Annotated in this window: 14 protein-coding genes; 9 read left to right on the plus strand and 5 right to left on the minus strand. The window is 33.1% G+C overall.

Features of this window, described 5'->3' with window-relative positions; translation table 11 throughout:
- Positions 1–12: 12 nt before the first annotated feature.
- From IEV15_RS09885 to IEV15_RS09895, 3 genes are read right to left on the minus strand one after another with little or no spacing between them, the layout of a single operon-like run.
- Positions 13–792 carry a T9SS type A sorting domain-containing protein gene (locus tag IEV15_RS09885; protein WP_188362363.1) on the minus strand — a complete coding sequence of 260 codons (780 nt, stop codon included), beginning with the start codon at positions 790–792 and terminating at the stop codon, positions 13–15.
- Between the two features lie 7 nt (positions 793–799).
- A complete protein-coding gene (locus IEV15_RS09890; protein ID WP_188362364.1) occupies positions 800–1,312 on the minus strand; it encodes an ankyrin repeat domain-containing protein in 513 nt (170 codons plus the stop codon).
- An 8-nt stretch (positions 1,313–1,320) separates the two neighbouring features.
- Positions 1,321–1,725: an OB-fold protein gene (locus IEV15_RS09895; RefSeq protein ID WP_188362365.1), complete on the minus strand. Its 405-nt coding sequence runs from the start codon at positions 1,723–1,725 to the stop codon at positions 1,321–1,323.
- A gap of 72 nt (positions 1,726–1,797) precedes the next feature.
- Here IEV15_RS09895 and IEV15_RS09900 point away from each other — a divergent pair, with 72 nt between their 5' ends.
- Both IEV15_RS09900 and IEV15_RS09905 read left to right on the plus strand, forming a co-directional pair.
- Positions 1,798–2,157, plus strand: coding sequence for a c-type cytochrome (locus IEV15_RS09900; protein ID WP_229734135.1), 360 nt, complete (start codon positions 1,798–1,800; stop codon positions 2,155–2,157).
- Positions 2,158–2,170: 13 nt separating this feature from the next.
- Entirely contained in the window at positions 2,171–2,710 is a 540-nt protein-coding gene (locus IEV15_RS09905; RefSeq protein ID WP_188362366.1) for a YceI family protein, read from the plus strand.
- A 49-nt stretch (positions 2,711–2,759) separates the two neighbouring features.
- Here the strand turns inward: IEV15_RS09905 and carB are convergent, their stop codons facing one another.
- Positions 2,760–5,612, minus strand: a complete 2,853-nt coding sequence (gene carB / locus IEV15_RS09910) for a carbamoyl-phosphate synthase large subunit (RefSeq protein ID WP_188362367.1) — start codon at positions 5,610–5,612, stop codon at positions 2,760–2,762.
- A gap of 112 nt (positions 5,613–5,724) precedes the next feature.
- Entirely contained in the window at positions 5,725–5,886 is a 162-nt protein-coding gene (gene rpmH / locus IEV15_RS09915) for a 50S ribosomal protein L34 (protein ID WP_026710894.1), read from the minus strand.
- A gap of 156 nt (positions 5,887–6,042) precedes the next feature.
- Between rpmH and IEV15_RS09920 the strand changes: the two genes are divergently transcribed.
- The 7 genes from IEV15_RS09920 (at position 6,043) to IEV15_RS09950 (ending at position 17,021) form a co-directional block, all read left to right on the plus strand.
- Positions 6,043–6,558: a DUF2892 domain-containing protein gene (locus IEV15_RS09920; protein WP_188362368.1), complete on the plus strand. Its 516-nt coding sequence runs from the start codon at positions 6,043–6,045 to the stop codon at positions 6,556–6,558.
- A 433-nt stretch (positions 6,559–6,991) separates the two neighbouring features.
- Positions 6,992–8,341 carry a T9SS type A sorting domain-containing protein gene (locus IEV15_RS09925; RefSeq protein WP_188362369.1) on the plus strand — a complete coding sequence of 450 codons (1,350 nt, stop codon included), beginning with the start codon at positions 6,992–6,994 and terminating at the stop codon, positions 8,339–8,341.
- Positions 8,342–9,230: 889 nt separating this feature from the next.
- Positions 9,231–12,407: a glycoside hydrolase 5 family protein gene (locus IEV15_RS09930; protein WP_188362370.1), complete on the plus strand. Its 3,177-nt coding sequence runs from the start codon at positions 9,231–9,233 to the stop codon at positions 12,405–12,407.
- 31 nt (positions 12,408–12,438) lie between these two features.
- Positions 12,439–13,860, plus strand: coding sequence for a glycosyl hydrolase family 16 (locus tag IEV15_RS09935; protein ID WP_188362371.1), 1,422 nt, complete (start codon positions 12,439–12,441; stop codon positions 13,858–13,860).
- Between the two features lie 19 nt (positions 13,861–13,879).
- Positions 13,880–15,376, plus strand: a complete 1,497-nt coding sequence (locus IEV15_RS09940; protein WP_229734136.1) for a carbohydrate-binding protein — start codon at positions 13,880–13,882, stop codon at positions 15,374–15,376.
- Positions 15,377–15,401: 25 nt separating this feature from the next.
- Entirely contained in the window at positions 15,402–16,235 is an 834-nt protein-coding gene (locus IEV15_RS09945; protein ID WP_188362372.1) for a glycoside hydrolase family 16 protein, read from the plus strand.
- Between the two features lie 18 nt (positions 16,236–16,253).
- On the plus strand, positions 16,254–17,021 hold the full coding sequence (locus IEV15_RS09950; protein WP_188362373.1) for a carbohydrate binding domain-containing protein: 768 nt from the start codon (positions 16,254–16,256) through the stop codon (positions 17,019–17,021).
- Positions 17,022–17,061 lie beyond the last annotated feature (40 nt).

Genomic DNA, 17,061 nt, shown 5'->3' on the forward strand with positions numbered 1-17,061 from the left:
TTTATTATTAAATTAGTTAACGATTATCTTTTTCCAAGATTTGTCTGTTTTGTTTTTTAGTTCAATAAAATAAATTCCGGATTGTAGACCGTTTACTGTTACTTCAATATTTTCAGAAGGGTCATTAACAGAAATTGTTCTAATCAATGCACCTGTTTGAGAATAAATGGTAATTACATCCAGATTTGTTTTTGTTTTAATACTAAAATTTCCATTAGACGGATTTGGATAAACCTCAGTAGCATTCAGCGAAAAATCAGTTACACTTAAATCAGTCAAAGGCACATTTAGGTAAACGCCTCTATTTGGCGGTCCTCCATGGTATTGTAAAGTAAAAGTTGCTGTTTCTATCACTGCATACGCCAAATCGATAGTGACATCTGAATAATTGAACAAATAATCATCAGTATCGCCAGAATTAAAAGGTCTTGTGTAGACAAGCGTTCTTAAACCTGCACTTGGTGAATTATTTGTATTACTAACTTGAGTCCAATTATTGACCGGATCAGTAGTTGGAGCGACACCAATACCATTATGTTTGGCATCAACTAAAATAGAGCCATTCCAGTAAACCACGTCTGTCCCCGGTTGCATTCCGCCGGTAAAAGAACCAAATTGTAATGCAAACCATCTGTCATTAGGACCAACTAAAGTCAAAGTCACTAATGAATTGGTTTGATTTAAAGAAAGTGTTGCTTCCATGTCATCATTTAAAGTGACAACACCCGTTGACTTTTGTGAAAAAGCCAAGCAACCGGTTAATAAGAACACATAAAAAGTAATTTTCTTCATAAGTTATTTATTTAAGTAAGTTAATAATTTCATCATTTCCTGAAAAAACAGCAAATTCAAAAGCAGTTTTTCCGTTTTTATCTTGTAACGTTTTATTTGCATTATGCTCCAATAAAACTTTAACCAATTCTATATTTCTAAATTGAACGGCATACATTAAAGCCGTTGTTCCTTTTTCGTCTGTTCCATCGGGATTTGCTCCGTTTTTTAGTAAAAGTTGAGCCAGATCAGTATATCCTTTTACGGCAACCGCCATTAAAGGCGTTCCCATTGTACTTTTTGAATTTAAATCTTTTGAATTTTCAATTAAGAATTGAGCTACTTCTTTATTTCCTCGATAACAAGCTAAAACCAATGGAGAAAATCCTTCTTTAGTAACTTCATTACCAGCATTTGGGTGCAATTCTAAATAAGCAATTAGTTCTTTTACATTTCCATCTCTTGCAATTGAGAAAATATCGCGTTGCGAGAAACACGGTAAGGATTGTATAAAAATTAAAACAAAAATAATTTTCTTCATAGCTTTTTTTATTTCACAAGTTCACATTGGTCCATTTTTAATTCCTCTAACAAATCATCAAAACCAATAAATCTACCTTTAAATTTATAGGATTGGCCTTCTATTAACTTCTCGAATTCAATTTTTTCACCACTTAAAAATAATTGTTCGTTTAGAACTATTGTTCTATTTTCTAAATCCAACGAACTTAAAACGCCGTATGTGATAATAGTTTTGTTAGCATATTTTAAATTTGAAGCTTCTGGATTTTTTCTAAATTCTTGAAATAAATCAGTAACTCCAATAGAAAAAACCGCAACTTCAGAACTTATATTTCGATGGTTTTTATAAACATAATTATAGGTTAGTAAAGCCCCAAGAGCAATCACTATTAAAATTATAATAACTATTTTTTTTTGCTTATTTAATTTCATTATCATACAAATTTATTTAAATTCATCAATATAGTTACAACAAAACAGTTAATTCTTTAATTTTACATAAAAATGAAAATGAAACGCCTTTTTCTGATCGTCTTAGTAACTCCATTTTATAGTTGCACATCTGATAGTATTTCTGATTTAACTGATGAAACACCTATTGTATTGAGCACCTATAACAGTAATGTAAAAGTTATTATAACTAACCACTGTTTAAACTGCCATGGAGCGACTCCAGCAAATGGAGCCCCAATGTCTTTAACAACATACGAAAATGTGAAGGAAGCGGTTTTAAATAGAGGATTATTAGACAGAATTTCCAGAGCGGAAGGCTCTCCCGGAGCCATGCCATTTGGTGGTCCTCGATTGCCTCAAGACCAAATAAACGCGATTGAACAATGGAATACTGACGGATTACTTGAATAAAATTAACAAACTTATGAAGACAAAAATTTTTTTAATTCTTTTGATACATTTTCAAATTGGATTAGCACAAGATAAACTAATTACTAAAACAGGCACTATTGTTTTTGAAGCTTCTGTGCCTTCATTTGAAGAGGTAAAAGCAAAAAACGAAGCAGTTAGTTGTGTATTGAATACCACTTCAGGTGAAATTGCTTCATTAGCACTTATGAAAGGTTTTCGGTTTAAGATTGCTTTAATGGAAGAACATTTCAACGAAAACTATGTAGAAAGTGACACTTATCCAAAAGCTAGTTTTAAAGGTACAATTGAAGATTTTGATTATCGTAAAATTGACCAAAATCAAAAAGAGTATACTGTCAATGGAAAAATTGAAATGCACGGAAAAAGCAAACAAATTTCAGTTACGGCAAAAATTAAAAAAACAGAAAAAGGTTTAGAATTTTTATCAAATTTTGATTTGAATGCTGATGATTTCAATATAAAAATTCCGAATATTGTAAGTAAAAAAGTTTCTAAAAAAGTAAATGTCGATTTAAATTTTAATTTAAAATAAAAAAGAAGCCTCACTAAATGAGGCTTCTTAGATTTTATAACGTACTAAACTACCTGCTTAAGTACATTTTACGTCTTGAATATAATTCATAAAACTGATCGTCTTTTAAATCTTCAATAAATAAAATACTCTCACCCGTTGATTTCATTTCCGGCCCTAATTTTTTGTTTACGCCATGGAATTTTCCAAATGAAAACACCGGTTGTTTGATGGCATATCCTTTTAATTGTGGGTTAAAAGTAAAATCGGTTACTTTATTTTCACCTAACATTACTTTTGTAGCATAATTTACATATGGTTCGCCATATGCTTTAGCGATGAATGGTACCGTACGAGAAGCTCTTGGATTTGCTTCGATAATATAAACCGTATCATCTTTGATAGCAAACTGGATATTAATTAATCCGACCGTTTTTAATGCCAAAGCAATTTTGTGTGTATGGTCTTTGATTTGTTGCATTACAAACTCACCTAGATTAAACGGTGGCAATGTTGCGTTACTATCTCCGGAATGAACACCACAAGGTTCAATATGTTCCATAATTCCTATTATGTAAACATTTTCTCCATCGCAAATCGCATCAGCTTCCGCTTCTATCGCTCCATCCAAATAATGATCTAAAAGCAATTTATTTCCGGGAATGTTTTTCAATAAGTCAATTACATGTTCTTCCAATTCCTGTTTATTGATCACAATTTTCATTCCTTGACCACCTAACACATAAGAAGGTCGTACTAATAATGGAAAGTCCAACACATCTGCTAAGGCGGAAGCTTGATCGGCATTTTCTGCCACTCCAAATTGAGGAAAAGGAATTTTTAATTCGGATAAAAGTTCTGAAAAACGACCTCTATCTTCGGCTAAATCTAAGGCATCAAAACTAGTTCCTAAGATTTTTATACCATACCTATCTAATTTTTCTGCCAATTTCAATGCGGTTTGACCTCCTAATTGAACAATGACACCTTCCGGTTTTTCATGACGAATAATATCATAAATATGTTCCCAAAAAACAGGCTCAAAGTATAATTTATCGGCTGTATCAAAATCGGTTGAAACCGTTTCCGGATTACAGTTAATCATAATGGTTTCATAACCACACTCTTTAGCTGCTAAAACACCGTGAACACAAGAATAATCGAACTCAATTCCTTGTCCGATACGGTTTGGGCCTGAACCTAAAACAATAACTTTTTTCTTATCAGTAACAACACTTTCGTTGTGTACATATTTTTCACCGGTTGCTGTTTCAATTTCAGCTTCAAAAGTAGAATAATAATAAGGTGTTTGAGCTTTGAATTCGGCAGCACAAGTATCAACCAATTTATAAACTCGATTAATAGAAAGTTCTTCTCGTTTTTTATAAACTTGACTTTCTAAACAACGCACCATATGAGCAATTTGTCTATCGGCAAAACCTTTTTGTTTGGCTTCCAGAAGTAATTCTTTTGGTAATGTATCAATTTCAAACTTTGAAATTTCTTTATCTAACAAATAAAGTTCTTCATATTGCTTTAAGAACCACATATCAATTTTAGTAATTTCATGAATTCTGCTCAAAGGAATTCCCATTTGAATAGCATCATAAATTACAAAAACTCTATCCCAACTCGCAAAAGTTAGTTTTTCAATAATTTGTTCGTAGTTTTTGTATCCTTTTCCATCTGCACCTAATCCATTTCGTTTGATTTCTAAAGATTGTGTTGCTTTGTGTAACGCTTCTTGAAACGAACGACCAATTCCCATCACTTCACCCACCGATTTCATTTGAAGGCCCAATGTTCTGTCGGCTCCTTCAAATTTGTCAAAATTCCATCGAGGTATTTTTACAATCACATAATCAATAGTTGGCTCAAAAAGTGCTGAAGTAGATTTGGTAATTTGGTTTTGCAATTCATCTAAGTGATAGCCTAAAGCTAACTTTGTTGCAATTTTAGCAATCGGATAACCTGTCGCTTTTGATGCTAAAGCAGAAGAACGTGAAACACGAGGATTGATTTCAATAGCTACAATATCTTCCTTTTCATCGGGAGAAACAGCAAACTGTACATTACAACCTCCGGCAAAATTTCCGATGCTACGCATCATCAAAATGGCCATATCTCTCATTTTCTGAAATGTTTTGTCGGACAAAGTCATAGCAGGAGCCACAGTAATACTATCACCGGTATGAATTCCCATTGGATCCATATTCTCGATAGAACATATTATTACGACATTGTCATTTTTATCGCGAAGTAATTCCAATTCATATTCTTTCCAACCCAATAAAGCCTTGTCTATCAACACCTCATGAATTGGTGATGCTTCCAAACCTCTAGTTAATAATTCATCAAATTCATCTTTATTATGAACAAATGAAGCTCCGGAACCTCCTAAAGTAAAAGAAGGACGAATCACCAATGGGAATCCAAATTCTTGAGCAATTTCTTTACCTTTCAAGAAAGAAGTAGCAATTTTAGCGGGAGCGGCTCCTACTCCAATACGTTCCAACAATTGTTTAAACTGTTCTCTATCTTCAGTAATATTGATGGCATTGATATCAACACCAATTAATCGTACATTAAAATCTTTCCAAATTCCTTTTTCATCAGCTTCCAAACACAAATTTAAAGCAGTTTGACCACCCATTGTTGGCAAAACGGCATCAATATTGGGATGTTTTTTTAGAATATGAATAATCGATTTTGTGGTTAAAGGCAATAAATAAACATGATCAGCCATTGACGGATCGGTCATAATTGTTGCCGGATTGGAGTTAATAAGTATCACTTCAATTCCTTCTTCACGAAGTGAACGTGCAGATTGTGAACCTGCATAATCAAATTCACAGGCTTGACCGATTACAATTGGTCCTGATCCGATAATTAATACTGATTTAATAGAAGAATCTTTTGGCATTGTGTATGTAGTTTGTTGTGTTGTAACTATTTAGTTGGTGTTTGAGTTGACAAGTTATAAAAAAAAGGCGTTACTAAAAAAAGTAACGCCTTTATTTATGATTTCACAATCATTATTTCTTATGTCTTGGTTCGCAAGAAACAGTTAATTTGTGTCTTCCTTTAGCTCTTCTACGAGCAAGGACTTTTCTACCATTTGCAGTAGCCATTCTATCCATAAACCCGTGTTTATTTCTTCTTTTTCTTTTCGATGGTTGAAACGTTCTCTTACTCATTACTGATATCTTTAAATCTTATTATTTTAAAAAAGGATTTCGGTCTCTCAAAAACCGAGTGCAAATATACAAAGACTTTTTTTTCCCACAAGCAGTTTTATAAAAAAAATTTAATTTCCTTTTATTACCTTTGCAAACACAAAAAAAGTCATTACCATGTTTAACAAGAATATCAAATTAGTTATCACCGCCTTATTGATTGTTGCTTCCTTTTGGCAATTTTATGATCGCAACATTGGAAACGGAATATTTTTATTACTCTTAACTGTATTTCCGATTTTCTTATATTTTAAAAATGAATTCATATTGTTATCTTTTTTACGATTAAGAAAGCAAGATTTTCCGGGAGCAAAAAAATGGTTGGATAAAATTAAAAATCCGGAAACTGCATTAGTAAGAAAGCAACAAGGTTATTATAATTACCTTCATGGTTTGATGGTTTCGCAAACCAATTTGAATCAAGCCGAAAAGTTTTTCAGAAAAGCAATTGAGTTAGGTCTTTCTATGGATATGGATTTGGCTGTAGCCAAATTAAATCTTGCCGGAATTGCCATGTCAAGAAGACGGAAAATTGAAGCTACGAATTTATTAAATGAAGCAAACAAGCTTGACAAACAAAAAATGTTGAAAGAGCAAATTACTATGATGAAACAGCAATTGAAAAAAATATAAGTTAAAATATTTTTGTTACGATTATAAATCGATTTGCAGCTATCTGTAAATCGATTTTTATTTTAATCAATTGACAGAAATGTTGAAAATACTTTAATTAGAGCGTTATTAAGAATTCTTTTTTACCTTCACTATACCACTATTTTTCAATATTAATTTGTCATTTAATGATTAATTGATGAAGAAAACGTTGTAGTTGAAGTTAGCTAGTCAAAAAATACCTATACATCACCTATACAACTGATAAAATATTCAGGAACACGCCAACAATTAAAGACATGAATTATAAGGAAATACCATGTAATTAAAGCTATTTCAGGGATTCATGAAAATAAAATACAATGTATAGTTAGTATATATTAAAGTATGTTATTTTACTACATTTAATATTTAATTTTGGAATTAACAATTATTAACTGAAAAATTAAATATTATGAAAAAAATTACTCTATTTATTACCTTAATGGTAATTTCTGTAGGATTTGCTCAACAAGTGGTTGTGCAAAACTTTGAAACTCCCTCTTCTTTTACCTTTGTAGGTTTTGAAGGTTTGGGAAGTGCTAGTATAGAAATGGATCCTGAAGTTGGTGGAACAAGAATGAACAATTTAAGATTGGTTAGTCAATCAGGTGGAAACCCATGGCAAGGTGCTGAGGTTTTACAACAAAATACTTTAATCAAATTGACTACCGTTAAAACTGTACAAATAGATGTTTATGCAACTCAAGCATTTACTTTATTGGCAAAAGTTGAAGTGGGAGGTCCTAATTCAGCTGCATCACAGAATTATACTACCCCAAATACTTGGCAAACACTTACATTTACCTTTACTCAAGGTTTAGATGGAACTACAACTGCTGATGGAAATTATCAAAAAATTGTGTTTTTCCCTAACTGGAATCCAAATAATGCTGGTTTTTTACCACCAGGTAACTTTACTGTTTACATAGATAATATTACTAGTGAAGCTACTCCGATTCTTCCTCCTGCAGAGCCTGCAACTGCTGCTCCAACACCACCTGCAAGAGCTGCTGCTGATGTGCGATCAATATTTAGTGATGCTTACGCTCCTATTTCAGTTATTGGCTATACCGGTGATGACAATACCTATAACAACTCTTGGTGTGGTGCAAATACAACTTTAGTTCAAATTCAAGGAAATAACACGCACAAAGTAACCGGATTAGGTTGTGAAGGTGTTACCTTTTTAGCCGGTAGATTTGACGCTACTACTTTTACACATTTCCACATGGATATTTGGACAGAAACAGCAACACTTGACAAAAGTTTTAACGTTAAATTTTCAAATTGGAATGGTGGAGCCGGAGAAGCAAATGCTATTGAATTTTCAATAAATAATTCAAACTTTTTAACTAATCCAAATCCAGGAACATGGATTTCTTTAGATATTCCGCTAGCTAATTTTGCACCAATTGTAAATGCAAACAGAAATGATTTAGTACAATTTGTAATTACATCTGATTTAGGTACTGTTTTCTATGACAATTTATATTTACACAAAAACACTACATTAGGTGTTTCAAGTTTTGAAGCTTCACAAATTAAATTGTACCCAAATCCTGCTTCATCTAACTTCACAATTGAAGCACAAGAAATTTTAGAAAAAGTTGCCGTTTACAATTTGTTAGGTCAAGAAGTTATTACGACAACTCCAAACAACCAACAAGCAGCTATTGATATTTCAAATCTTCAAGTAGGTGTTTATGTAGTTAAAGCAACAATTAACGGTGCTGTATCCACTACTAGAATTGTTAAAGAATAAATAAAAATAAAATTTTATAATTCAAAGGCTGTCCATCAAGGACAGCCTTTTTTTTATGTCTTATATAAACAGTTATGGGCATTTACTTTTCAATTTGGTATTAGATTAAAAGCACATATAAGATTCTAAGTAGTTAAATAAACTACTTAGAATTTTATAAAAGCGATTGATATAATTTTAAAAAAAAACAATACAAAATAGTAGTATATGGTAAATAATTATTCCTATAAAAATGTACAATTCAATATATTTAGTTGTACTAAATTATTAGATTAGATTGCATATTACATTAATCTACAATACACTCTTAGTGATTGGCAAACCTTTATTATCTATCATCAAAGATTTGATTTTCAAATAAAGTAGTTTAATCGACAAGTCTTTGCTTGTTGAGTTTAAAAAAGATGATGTACACAATGCATTTTTAGCTTATATTAACTATACATCACCTCAACATTAACGTTTGAAATTACTATATTTCAATATAAGGTATCATATATTTTTACAATAAAAAACAAATAATTTAAACTTCATGATTTCTTCAATTTGCAGTTGACTTTATTGATCAATACCCATACCTTCTATTTTAAATAAAATGGAATTTCCTCACTATTTATAAGACTTCAAACAACATAATTGTTAATTTTAGTTAAATATACTTGAAGACCTTTAATTCAATCTGTCCTTCAATTCATAATTACAAATCCAATTGGGTTTTCTTTTTTTGAAGTTTAAAAACAACTTATATATCCAATTTTACAAAAATGTATATTTTTTGTTGAGGTCAGTTTACTAATAATGTAATATTTCATTAGTATTTTTATAGAATCGAAAATTTAACTAACAACTTTTTACATATTTCATTAATCTTTTTAATCAAACAAACCAAATGAAAAAAATAATTTTATTACTAATTTTTTGGTGTTATTCCTCTTTAATTTTTTCTCAAACAGAAAAAGTTACTATTGATAACAGTAATTCCGGAACAAAACTTAAAGTTAATGGAAAAGACTTTATGGTTAATGGTATGAATTGGGATTACTTTCCAATAGGCACTAATTATGATTACAGTCTTTGGAATCAACCTGAAACTGTTATCAAAACTGCCTTAGACGATGAGATGGCACTCCTCCAGAATATGGGTGTAAATTCTATTCGTGTTTATGCAGGTATACCCAAAAAATGGGTAGAATATATTTATGACAATTATGGAATATATACAATGCTTAACCACTCTTTTGGTCGTTATGGTCTTACCATAAATGGTGTTTGGACTCCAGTAACAGACTATTCAGACAAAAAGACAAGAGACTTACTTATGTCTGAAGTAAAAGAATTAAGTGAAACTTACAAAAACACTCGTGGTTTATTATTGTTTTTACTTGGAAACGAAAACAACTATGGCTTGTTTTGGGCAGGTGCAGAAACAGAAGACTTTCCAGATGATGATGCCCAAAAGGCTTATATTGGAAAAACAAGAGGAACACCGATGTATAACCTAATGAATGAGGCGTCTAAAGCCATGAAATCTATTAATCCTAATAACCCAGTTGCAATTTGTAATGGTGATTTATTATTTTTAGACATTATTGCCAAAGAATGTCCTGATGTTGATATTTTTGGTATTAATGTGTATCGTGGAAAATCTTTTGGTGATTTGTTTGAAAGGGTTAAAAATGAATACGGAAAACCTGTCTTGTTAACAGAATTTGGTTCTGATGCCTTTAATGCTAGAACACTACAAGAAGATCAACAGGCTCAAGCCTATTATTTAAAAAGCAATTGGAAAGAAATTTATGAAAATGCTCAAGGGTTAGGAAAAAGCGGTAACTCTTTAGGTGGTTATACCTTTCAATTTAGTGATGGTTGGTGGAAATTTGGTCAAACCACAAACTTAGACAAACATGACAGCAATGCTTCCTGGTCCAATGGTGGATATGAATTTGATTATGAAGAAGGTGTAAATAATATGAATGAAGAATGGTTTGGAATTTGTGCTAAAGGCCCAACTAATAATCAAGGAAATTATACACTTTACCCTAGAGCTGCATATTATACTTTAAAAGAGGTACATCAATTTAACCCTTATGATGGCGGTAAAACTCAAGCTGATATTAACAAACATTTTAATAACATCTATTTAATTGACGCTAAGTTAAGAGCTAGAGGCGACAAGGCAGCATTAGAAAGCAGTTCAACTAGCAAAATTCGTTTTAGCAGATTAACCGCTGAATTTACAACCTTTAGTACTGGTGGCCATTTAATAACAACTCCAGAAACAGCAGACTCTAATAGTAATGTATATCCAAACCAATTGGGTTTTGATCAAATGCAATCTTACTACATAGGAGTTGAAGCTAATCCGGCCTCTAATATGAGAGCTGAGGTAACTTTTAACGTTCTTGGCAACGTAGCTGAAAACCCTATTGATGAAATTTTCTATGAAAATGTTGGGAGAAGAACCACCTTTGTGGGTGTTGATGGTGGAAATAATACCGATGTTGTAATGAATGACTTGCAACGATTAAGAGTCTATCAAGCTGAATTTGAATGGAACGCCAAAGAATTTGATTTAAAAGGTTTTTACAGAACAGGACATTATCATTGGGGCTATGAAGGTGATTTTTTCGGACTCTATCCTGAAGCTAATTATGGTCCTAATTTAGACATCTATAATGGTGAAATATCCGGAATCGAGGTAGATGTTAAAGGAGCTTTTAAAGGTTTAAAAATAGCTGCCGGTCCTCAATTATGGTGGGGAGCTAATCCCAGTTCTTTATTTAAATACCAACGCAAAATTGCTAACTGGAATTTAACAGGTATCTATCATAGAGATTTCAATACAGAAATTACGTTTGATGAAACTGGAAGACGTGTGTTAAACCAAAACCAAGTGCGTTCGGGGGTTATTCCACCTTGGGCAACAGAACGTGCAACTATAGCAATTGAAAGAAAATTTGGTAAATTTGGTATTGTACTAGGAGGTATTTGGGGAGGTAATCCACTTAACGGAAGTTCTTATCAAGACATAACCGACGATGGTGTTGTTGTTGAAGATAAAATTAAAAGTAGTGACAATTGGGGTGGTAAGTTTAAATTAACTTATCAAAGTGGTATATTCAATTGGTACGGACAAGCATCTCTTATGGGATTAGTTGCAAGTGGTGGTGCTGACCAAACCCAAACGTTCACTGGTTGGAAACTTAAAGACTCAGGAAGTGGAAATATGGCAAATGTATTATCTGGATTTACTTATTCAGTAGGAAAAATTCAGATTGCACCAAACTTTATGTATCAAGAACCTTTGGTAGATGCCATCCCAAATAATTTTGGAGGACCTGCAAGATTGAGAAACTTAATTGACGACCCTTTTGCCGTTAGAAATGGTAACAGAGAAATGTATGGATATGAATTATTGTTTACTTATGACCCAACTCCTGGCTCATGGATGTATCAATGGGATAACGATAGAGCAGAAGATGCTAAGTTTGCAATGAATATGGGATTTGTCTATAGACGATTACCCACAACAATGGATGCTCATATCGGTTTCTTAGCAGATCGTACGTTTTTCGCATTTCCAAATTCAGCACCTGCAGAAGATTTATGGGAAGTACACTCCAGAGTAGTATCAAAAATAAGTCCTGATTTAGGTATTATTGGAAACTTTTATATTGGTAACGGTCAGGGTAATGGAGATTCTGACAGAACAATCAACAGGTTTGGCTTTGATGTAAGAGCAATCATGAATAAATGGAAATTTATGTATGCTCTAAAAATAAATGATTGGGGTCCATTTGATTACCACAGAGATTTTAACCTTACCTATCCGCTCCAAACCATGCTTGATGCATCTTTAAGTTTAGGAAAACCAGATTGGTTTATTTTACCCAATACAAGAATTGGAGTAAGAGGTACTTGGAGGGCGTTAGATCAATATTCACCAAGATATGCTCCCAATGCGGCAGCTGAATTTCAAAACCAGCCCATATTGAGTCCGGTAGGTTTTCCCAACGGAAGTGAATGGGAAATTAGAACCTACATCCAAATTAACGTTGGCAAGTAAAGTTGGAAATTTAGATTTAAATACTTAAACTATGAAAAATAAAACTAGCACCAACTATTACTTTGTAACTCAAATACTCATAGCTTTTTTGCTTGTTTTTTCGAGTTGCGAAAGAGATATATCAGAAGATGCTGTAGAAGCAACTTACCCAAGAATTGCGGACATCTTTACAGATAATTTTGTTGGCATGGGAGCTGACTTTATAAAATTTTATGAAGGTTCCAATTTTGAAAGCTTTACTATAGACAGAACCCAAGGTTACCAAAGTAATACTTCCATAAAAATAAACGTTCCCAATGCATCAAATCCCAACGGGAATTATGCCGGAGGTATTTTTATGATTGATGGAGTTGGTAGAAACTTAACAGGTTTTAATGCTTTGACTCTTTGGGTTAAAGCTTCTAGAGGTGTTACAATAGACCAAATAGGATTTGGAGAAGATTTTGGAGAAAATAAATACATGGCAACTCTTTTAAATGTAGATGTTGATACTGGTTGGTCAAAAGTGATTATTCCTTTTCCTGACCCTTCAAAATTAACTAACGAAAGAGGTGTATTCAGATATGCACTTGGAACTCAAGGAACTTCAGGTGAAGCCTACTCCTTATGGATTGACGAAATAAAATTCGAAAAAATAGAAACCATTTTACAGATGCAAAGTTCAATTGAAGCCGGAAACAATACTGAAATAAATACTTATCAAGGCACAACAAATCAAGTTAGAGGTATGCAAACCGTTTTTAATATGCCTAATGCTACTAATTTAGTCGTAATGTGTTCACCAAGTTATTTTGAATTTGTTTCCTCTAATCCTTCTATTGCTACTGTTAATTCAACAGGATCTATAAGCACATTAAATCAAGGAATAGCTGTTATTACTGCTTCATTTAATGGAAATGAAACAGTGGGTAGTGTAACCATTAACAGTCTTGGTGCTTTTTCATTTGCACCAACTCCCACAAGACCTAGCAGTCAAGTCATATCGATTTTTTCAAATGCCTATCCCAACGTTCCGGTTAATTATTTTAATGGTTATTGGGCACCATGGCAGACAACACTTTCAGCTGATTTTACCGTTAATAATGATAATATTTTACACTATACAATTTTTAACTTTGTTGGAATAGAATTTAGTAACCCTACGGTTAATGCCACTAACATGACTCATTTTCATGCTGATTTTTATTTTCCAGGCCCGATTGCTCCGGGTAGAGAATTAAGAATAATTATTGTTGATTTTGGTGCAAATGGCGTGTTTGGTGGAGGAGACGATACTAGACATTCAACAACTTTTTTAGCTCCAACGCTTGTTTCACAAAATTGGGTATCCATTGACATCCCTTTTTCAGCAATGCCTAACTTGCAAAGTAGATCAAATTTAGCACAAATTATTTTTGAAGGTGGTGATAACTCTTCATTATATGTGGATAACATATATTTCTACAACAACTAACTTTTAAAAACATTTAATTATGAAAAATATAATAAATAAAAATTTAAAATTTTTCAGTTTGATGGCATTTACTTTTACGCTCTTTTTTGTTGGATGTGAAAGAGAGATTTCTGATGATGCTGTTCTTGCAACTTATTCCAATACGGCTGATATATTTACAGATGCTCCTATAGGACTTACCGATGCTTTTTTTGAATCTTTTGACCCGGCCTCTGGTGCAAATCCTTTCGGATTTGGTGTAGATAATAATGTTGCCTATGTAGGTCGTTCATCAATCAGAATTGATGTCCCCGCCCCTAATGATCCCGAAGGCGGTTATATTGGAGGAATTTTTAGAGATAGAGGTGTTGGAAGAAATCTCACAGGATTTGATGCCTTAACATTCTGGGCAAAAGCCTCTACAACAGCATCTTTTGGAACAGTAGGTTTTGGTGTAGATTTTGAAGAAAGCAAATACGAAACTTCTGTGTCAAATTTACAACTTTCTACCGGTTGGAAAAAGTACGTTATTCCTATACCTGATCCCTCAAAACTGAACAAAGAAAGAGGACTGTTTATTTTTGCAGCCGGAACTGAAAGCACAAACGGTCAAGGCTATACCATTTGGATAGATGAATTGCGTTTTGAAAAGTTAGGCAACAACAACCTTTTATATCCTTACATGCTCGATGGTCAAGACCTTACCGTGTCAGGATTTATAGGATCCAATCAAGTTTTAGGTAATTTGGGAGCAGTATTCAACCTGTCAAACGGGCAAAATATTTCTGTTAATGCAGCACCTTCCTATTTTAACTTCAATTCTTCAAATCCTGCTGTAACGAGTCCTTTTGAATTAAATAATTTTGGCCAAATGACCACTCAAATTATTGGGTCCTCAGGTACAGCTTTAGTTACTGCTCAACTAGGAAATGATTTAGCTCAAGGCTCTCTAACTATCAATGCCGCAGGAGAATTCCCTCATGCACCAGTTCCAACAAGAAATCAGGCAACTGTAATATCACTTTTTAGCGATGCTTATAACAATGTTCCTGTAAGACATTATAATGGTTTCTTTCAGGGATCAAATACGCAAGGTGGTGCCGGTAATGATCCCAATAATGTAGATATCCAAGCACCTTTCCTAAATGGAACTATTGATAATATTATTCATTACACACAATTGGATTTTGTCAGCATAGGTATGTATGAAACTGTACCAACAGTAAATATTAGTGGTATGACTCATTTACATGTTGACATAAATGTCAGACAAGCTGTAACAGCCGGTAATTTTATTAGAATTGAACTTCATAGCAGCCTTGCTAATGGACCAACAACATCTTCCGGTTCTTTTGTAATTAATGCTGCTACTTTAACCAATGTTGATTCAAACGGATGGGCAAGTATTGATATTCCAATTTCAAGTTTCCCGGGTTTTAATGATGCTACCAATCTTGGACAGTTGTTTTTTGTATCCGGAAATCCAGGCGGTATCTTCAATATTTGGGTAGACAACGTATACTTTTATGCTCAATAATTAGTAAAAATTTTAATATAGAAAAATGAAAAATATAAATTATAAAATAAGTGTATTATCCCTTGCTTTTATAGGGTTAATCATCAGTACCTATTCTTGTGATCAAAATGAAACGCAAACTGTAGTCACTAAATTCAATTTGGTTATGGAAGATAATTTTGATGTTGATGGTGCACCAAATCCATCAATATGGACATATGATATTGGAAGAGGCTCGCAAAACGATGGTTGGGGAAATAATGAATTACAATTTTATACCGATAGACCTGAAAACGTAGTCGTACAAAATGGCTATTTGATAATCACAGCCAAACAAGAAGCCTTTGGTGGTGCAAGTTATACCTCTGCTCGATTGAAAACTCAAAATTTATTTGATCAAAAATATGGGCGTTTTGAAGCACGTATCAAGCTACCGCTAGGTCAAGGATTATGGCCTGCCTTTTGGATGTTGGGAAGTAATATTGATGTAGATGGCTGGCCACAATGTGGCGAAATTGACATCATGGAATACTTAGGAAATAGTCCTACTAAAATTTTAGGAACGCTTCACGGTCCGGGTTTTTCAGGAGCAGAAAGTATCGGTAAAACATATACTTTGCAAAATAGTCGATTTGATACTGAATTCCACGTGTTTGGAGTAGAATGGAGCGAAAACCACATCAATTGGTATGTGGATGATGTTTTGTATAATCAAATCACCAGAAAACAAGTTGAAGACGAAGGCGGAGAATGGGTGTTTGATAATTCATTTTTCATGATCTTAAATGTGGCTGTTGGCGGAAATTTACCAGGTAGTCCAAATAGTAATACAACATTTCCTCAAAGAATGCTTGTAGATTATGTTAGAGTTTATCAATAAAATTATAAATATAAAATCATGAACAAATCAATAAAAATAGTTAGTTTATTATTCATTTTCATTAGTTTTCTAGCTTGTGACAATGATGATGACACCATTGAAAACAACAAGTTAAGTGCCGGATATACCTATATAAGAGAAGCTTCGCCGGGAATGATCACGTTTATAAACACGTCTAGCAATGCAGAAAGCTATGAATGGGATTTTGGTGATGGAACAACTTCAATGTTTCAGAATCCGGTAAAAACATTTACGCAAACAGGCGAATATACTGTAACACTCACAGCAAAAAACAATGCAACAGGAGCTGTAGATTCTTTTAGTAGTACCGTTTCTATATTTGTTTTTCAAGGTGGATTAGTAACCAATGGCGATTTTGAAAGTGGCACTGCTCCTTGGACCTTTGGTGTTGTTAATCCCATAAATCCATCACTTCTAGTATCTGAAAATGGAAACACCTATTTTTCCGTTAATGTTGCCGCAGCTGGTAATCCATTCGATGTGAATCTATCACACAAAGGAATTGCTATGACTCAAGGAAAAACATATCGATTGACATTTGACGCTTGGTCAGACGTAAATAGAAGTATGGTTGTGGGAATAGGTTTAAGTGGTGATCCGTGGACCAATCAAGTTGTAACTCAAAACTTAACAACATCGGTTCAAACATTCAGTATTGATTTAGTAGCAAATTTTACAAACAATAATTCAAGAGTAATTTTTGACTTAGGAGCGGCAATCGGTAGAGTTAATATTGATAATGTAACCCTGAACGAACTGCCTTAGACGCAATTTATAATTTTATATAAGTACGTTTTCATTTTTA

The sequence above is a fragment of the Flavobacterium orientale genome (genome assembly GCF_014638005.1).
GTDB lineage: Bacteria > Bacteroidota > Bacteroidia > Flavobacteriales > Flavobacteriaceae > Flavobacterium > Flavobacterium orientale.

Bases quoted from the DNA above. Each gene is read 5' to 3' on its own strand.
- IEV15_RS09935 (WP_188362371.1), top strand. From the start codon at position 12,439: ATGAAAAATAAAACTAGCACCAACTATTACTTTGTAACTCAAATACTC.
- IEV15_RS09890 (WP_188362364.1), bottom strand. From the start codon at position 1,312: ATGAAGAAAATTATTTTTGTTTTAATTTTTATACAATCCTTACCGTGT.
- IEV15_RS09930 (WP_188362370.1), top strand. From the start codon at position 9,231: ATGAAAAAAATAATTTTATTACTAATTTTTTGGTGTTATTCCTCTTTA.
- IEV15_RS09900 (WP_229734135.1), top strand. From the start codon at position 1,798: ATGAAAATGAAACGCCTTTTTCTGATCGTCTTAGTAACTCCATTTTAT.
- IEV15_RS09950 (WP_188362373.1), top strand. From the start codon at position 16,254: ATGAACAAATCAATAAAAATAGTTAGTTTATTATTCATTTTCATTAGT.
- rpmH (WP_026710894.1), bottom strand. From the start codon at position 5,886: ATGAGTAAGAGAACGTTTCAACCATCGAAAAGAAAAAGAAGAAATAAA.
- IEV15_RS09895 (WP_188362365.1), bottom strand. From the start codon at position 1,725: ATGAAATTAAATAAGCAAAAAAAAATAGTTATTATAATTTTAATAGTG.
- IEV15_RS09940 (WP_229734136.1), top strand. From the start codon at position 13,880: ATGAAAAATATAATAAATAAAAATTTAAAATTTTTCAGTTTGATGGCA.
- IEV15_RS09920 (WP_188362368.1), top strand. From the start codon at position 6,043: ATGTTTAACAAGAATATCAAATTAGTTATCACCGCCTTATTGATTGTT.
- IEV15_RS09945 (WP_188362372.1), top strand. From the start codon at position 15,402: ATGAAAAATATAAATTATAAAATAAGTGTATTATCCCTTGCTTTTATA.
- carB (WP_188362367.1), bottom strand. From the start codon at position 5,612: ATGCCAAAAGATTCTTCTATTAAATCAGTATTAATTATCGGATCAGGA.
- IEV15_RS09925 (WP_188362369.1), top strand. From the start codon at position 6,992: ATGAAAAAAATTACTCTATTTATTACCTTAATGGTAATTTCTGTAGGA.
- IEV15_RS09885 (WP_188362363.1), bottom strand. From the start codon at position 792: ATGAAGAAAATTACTTTTTATGTGTTCTTATTAACCGGTTGCTTGGCT.
- IEV15_RS09905 (WP_188362366.1), top strand. From the start codon at position 2,171: ATGAAGACAAAAATTTTTTTAATTCTTTTGATACATTTTCAAATTGGA.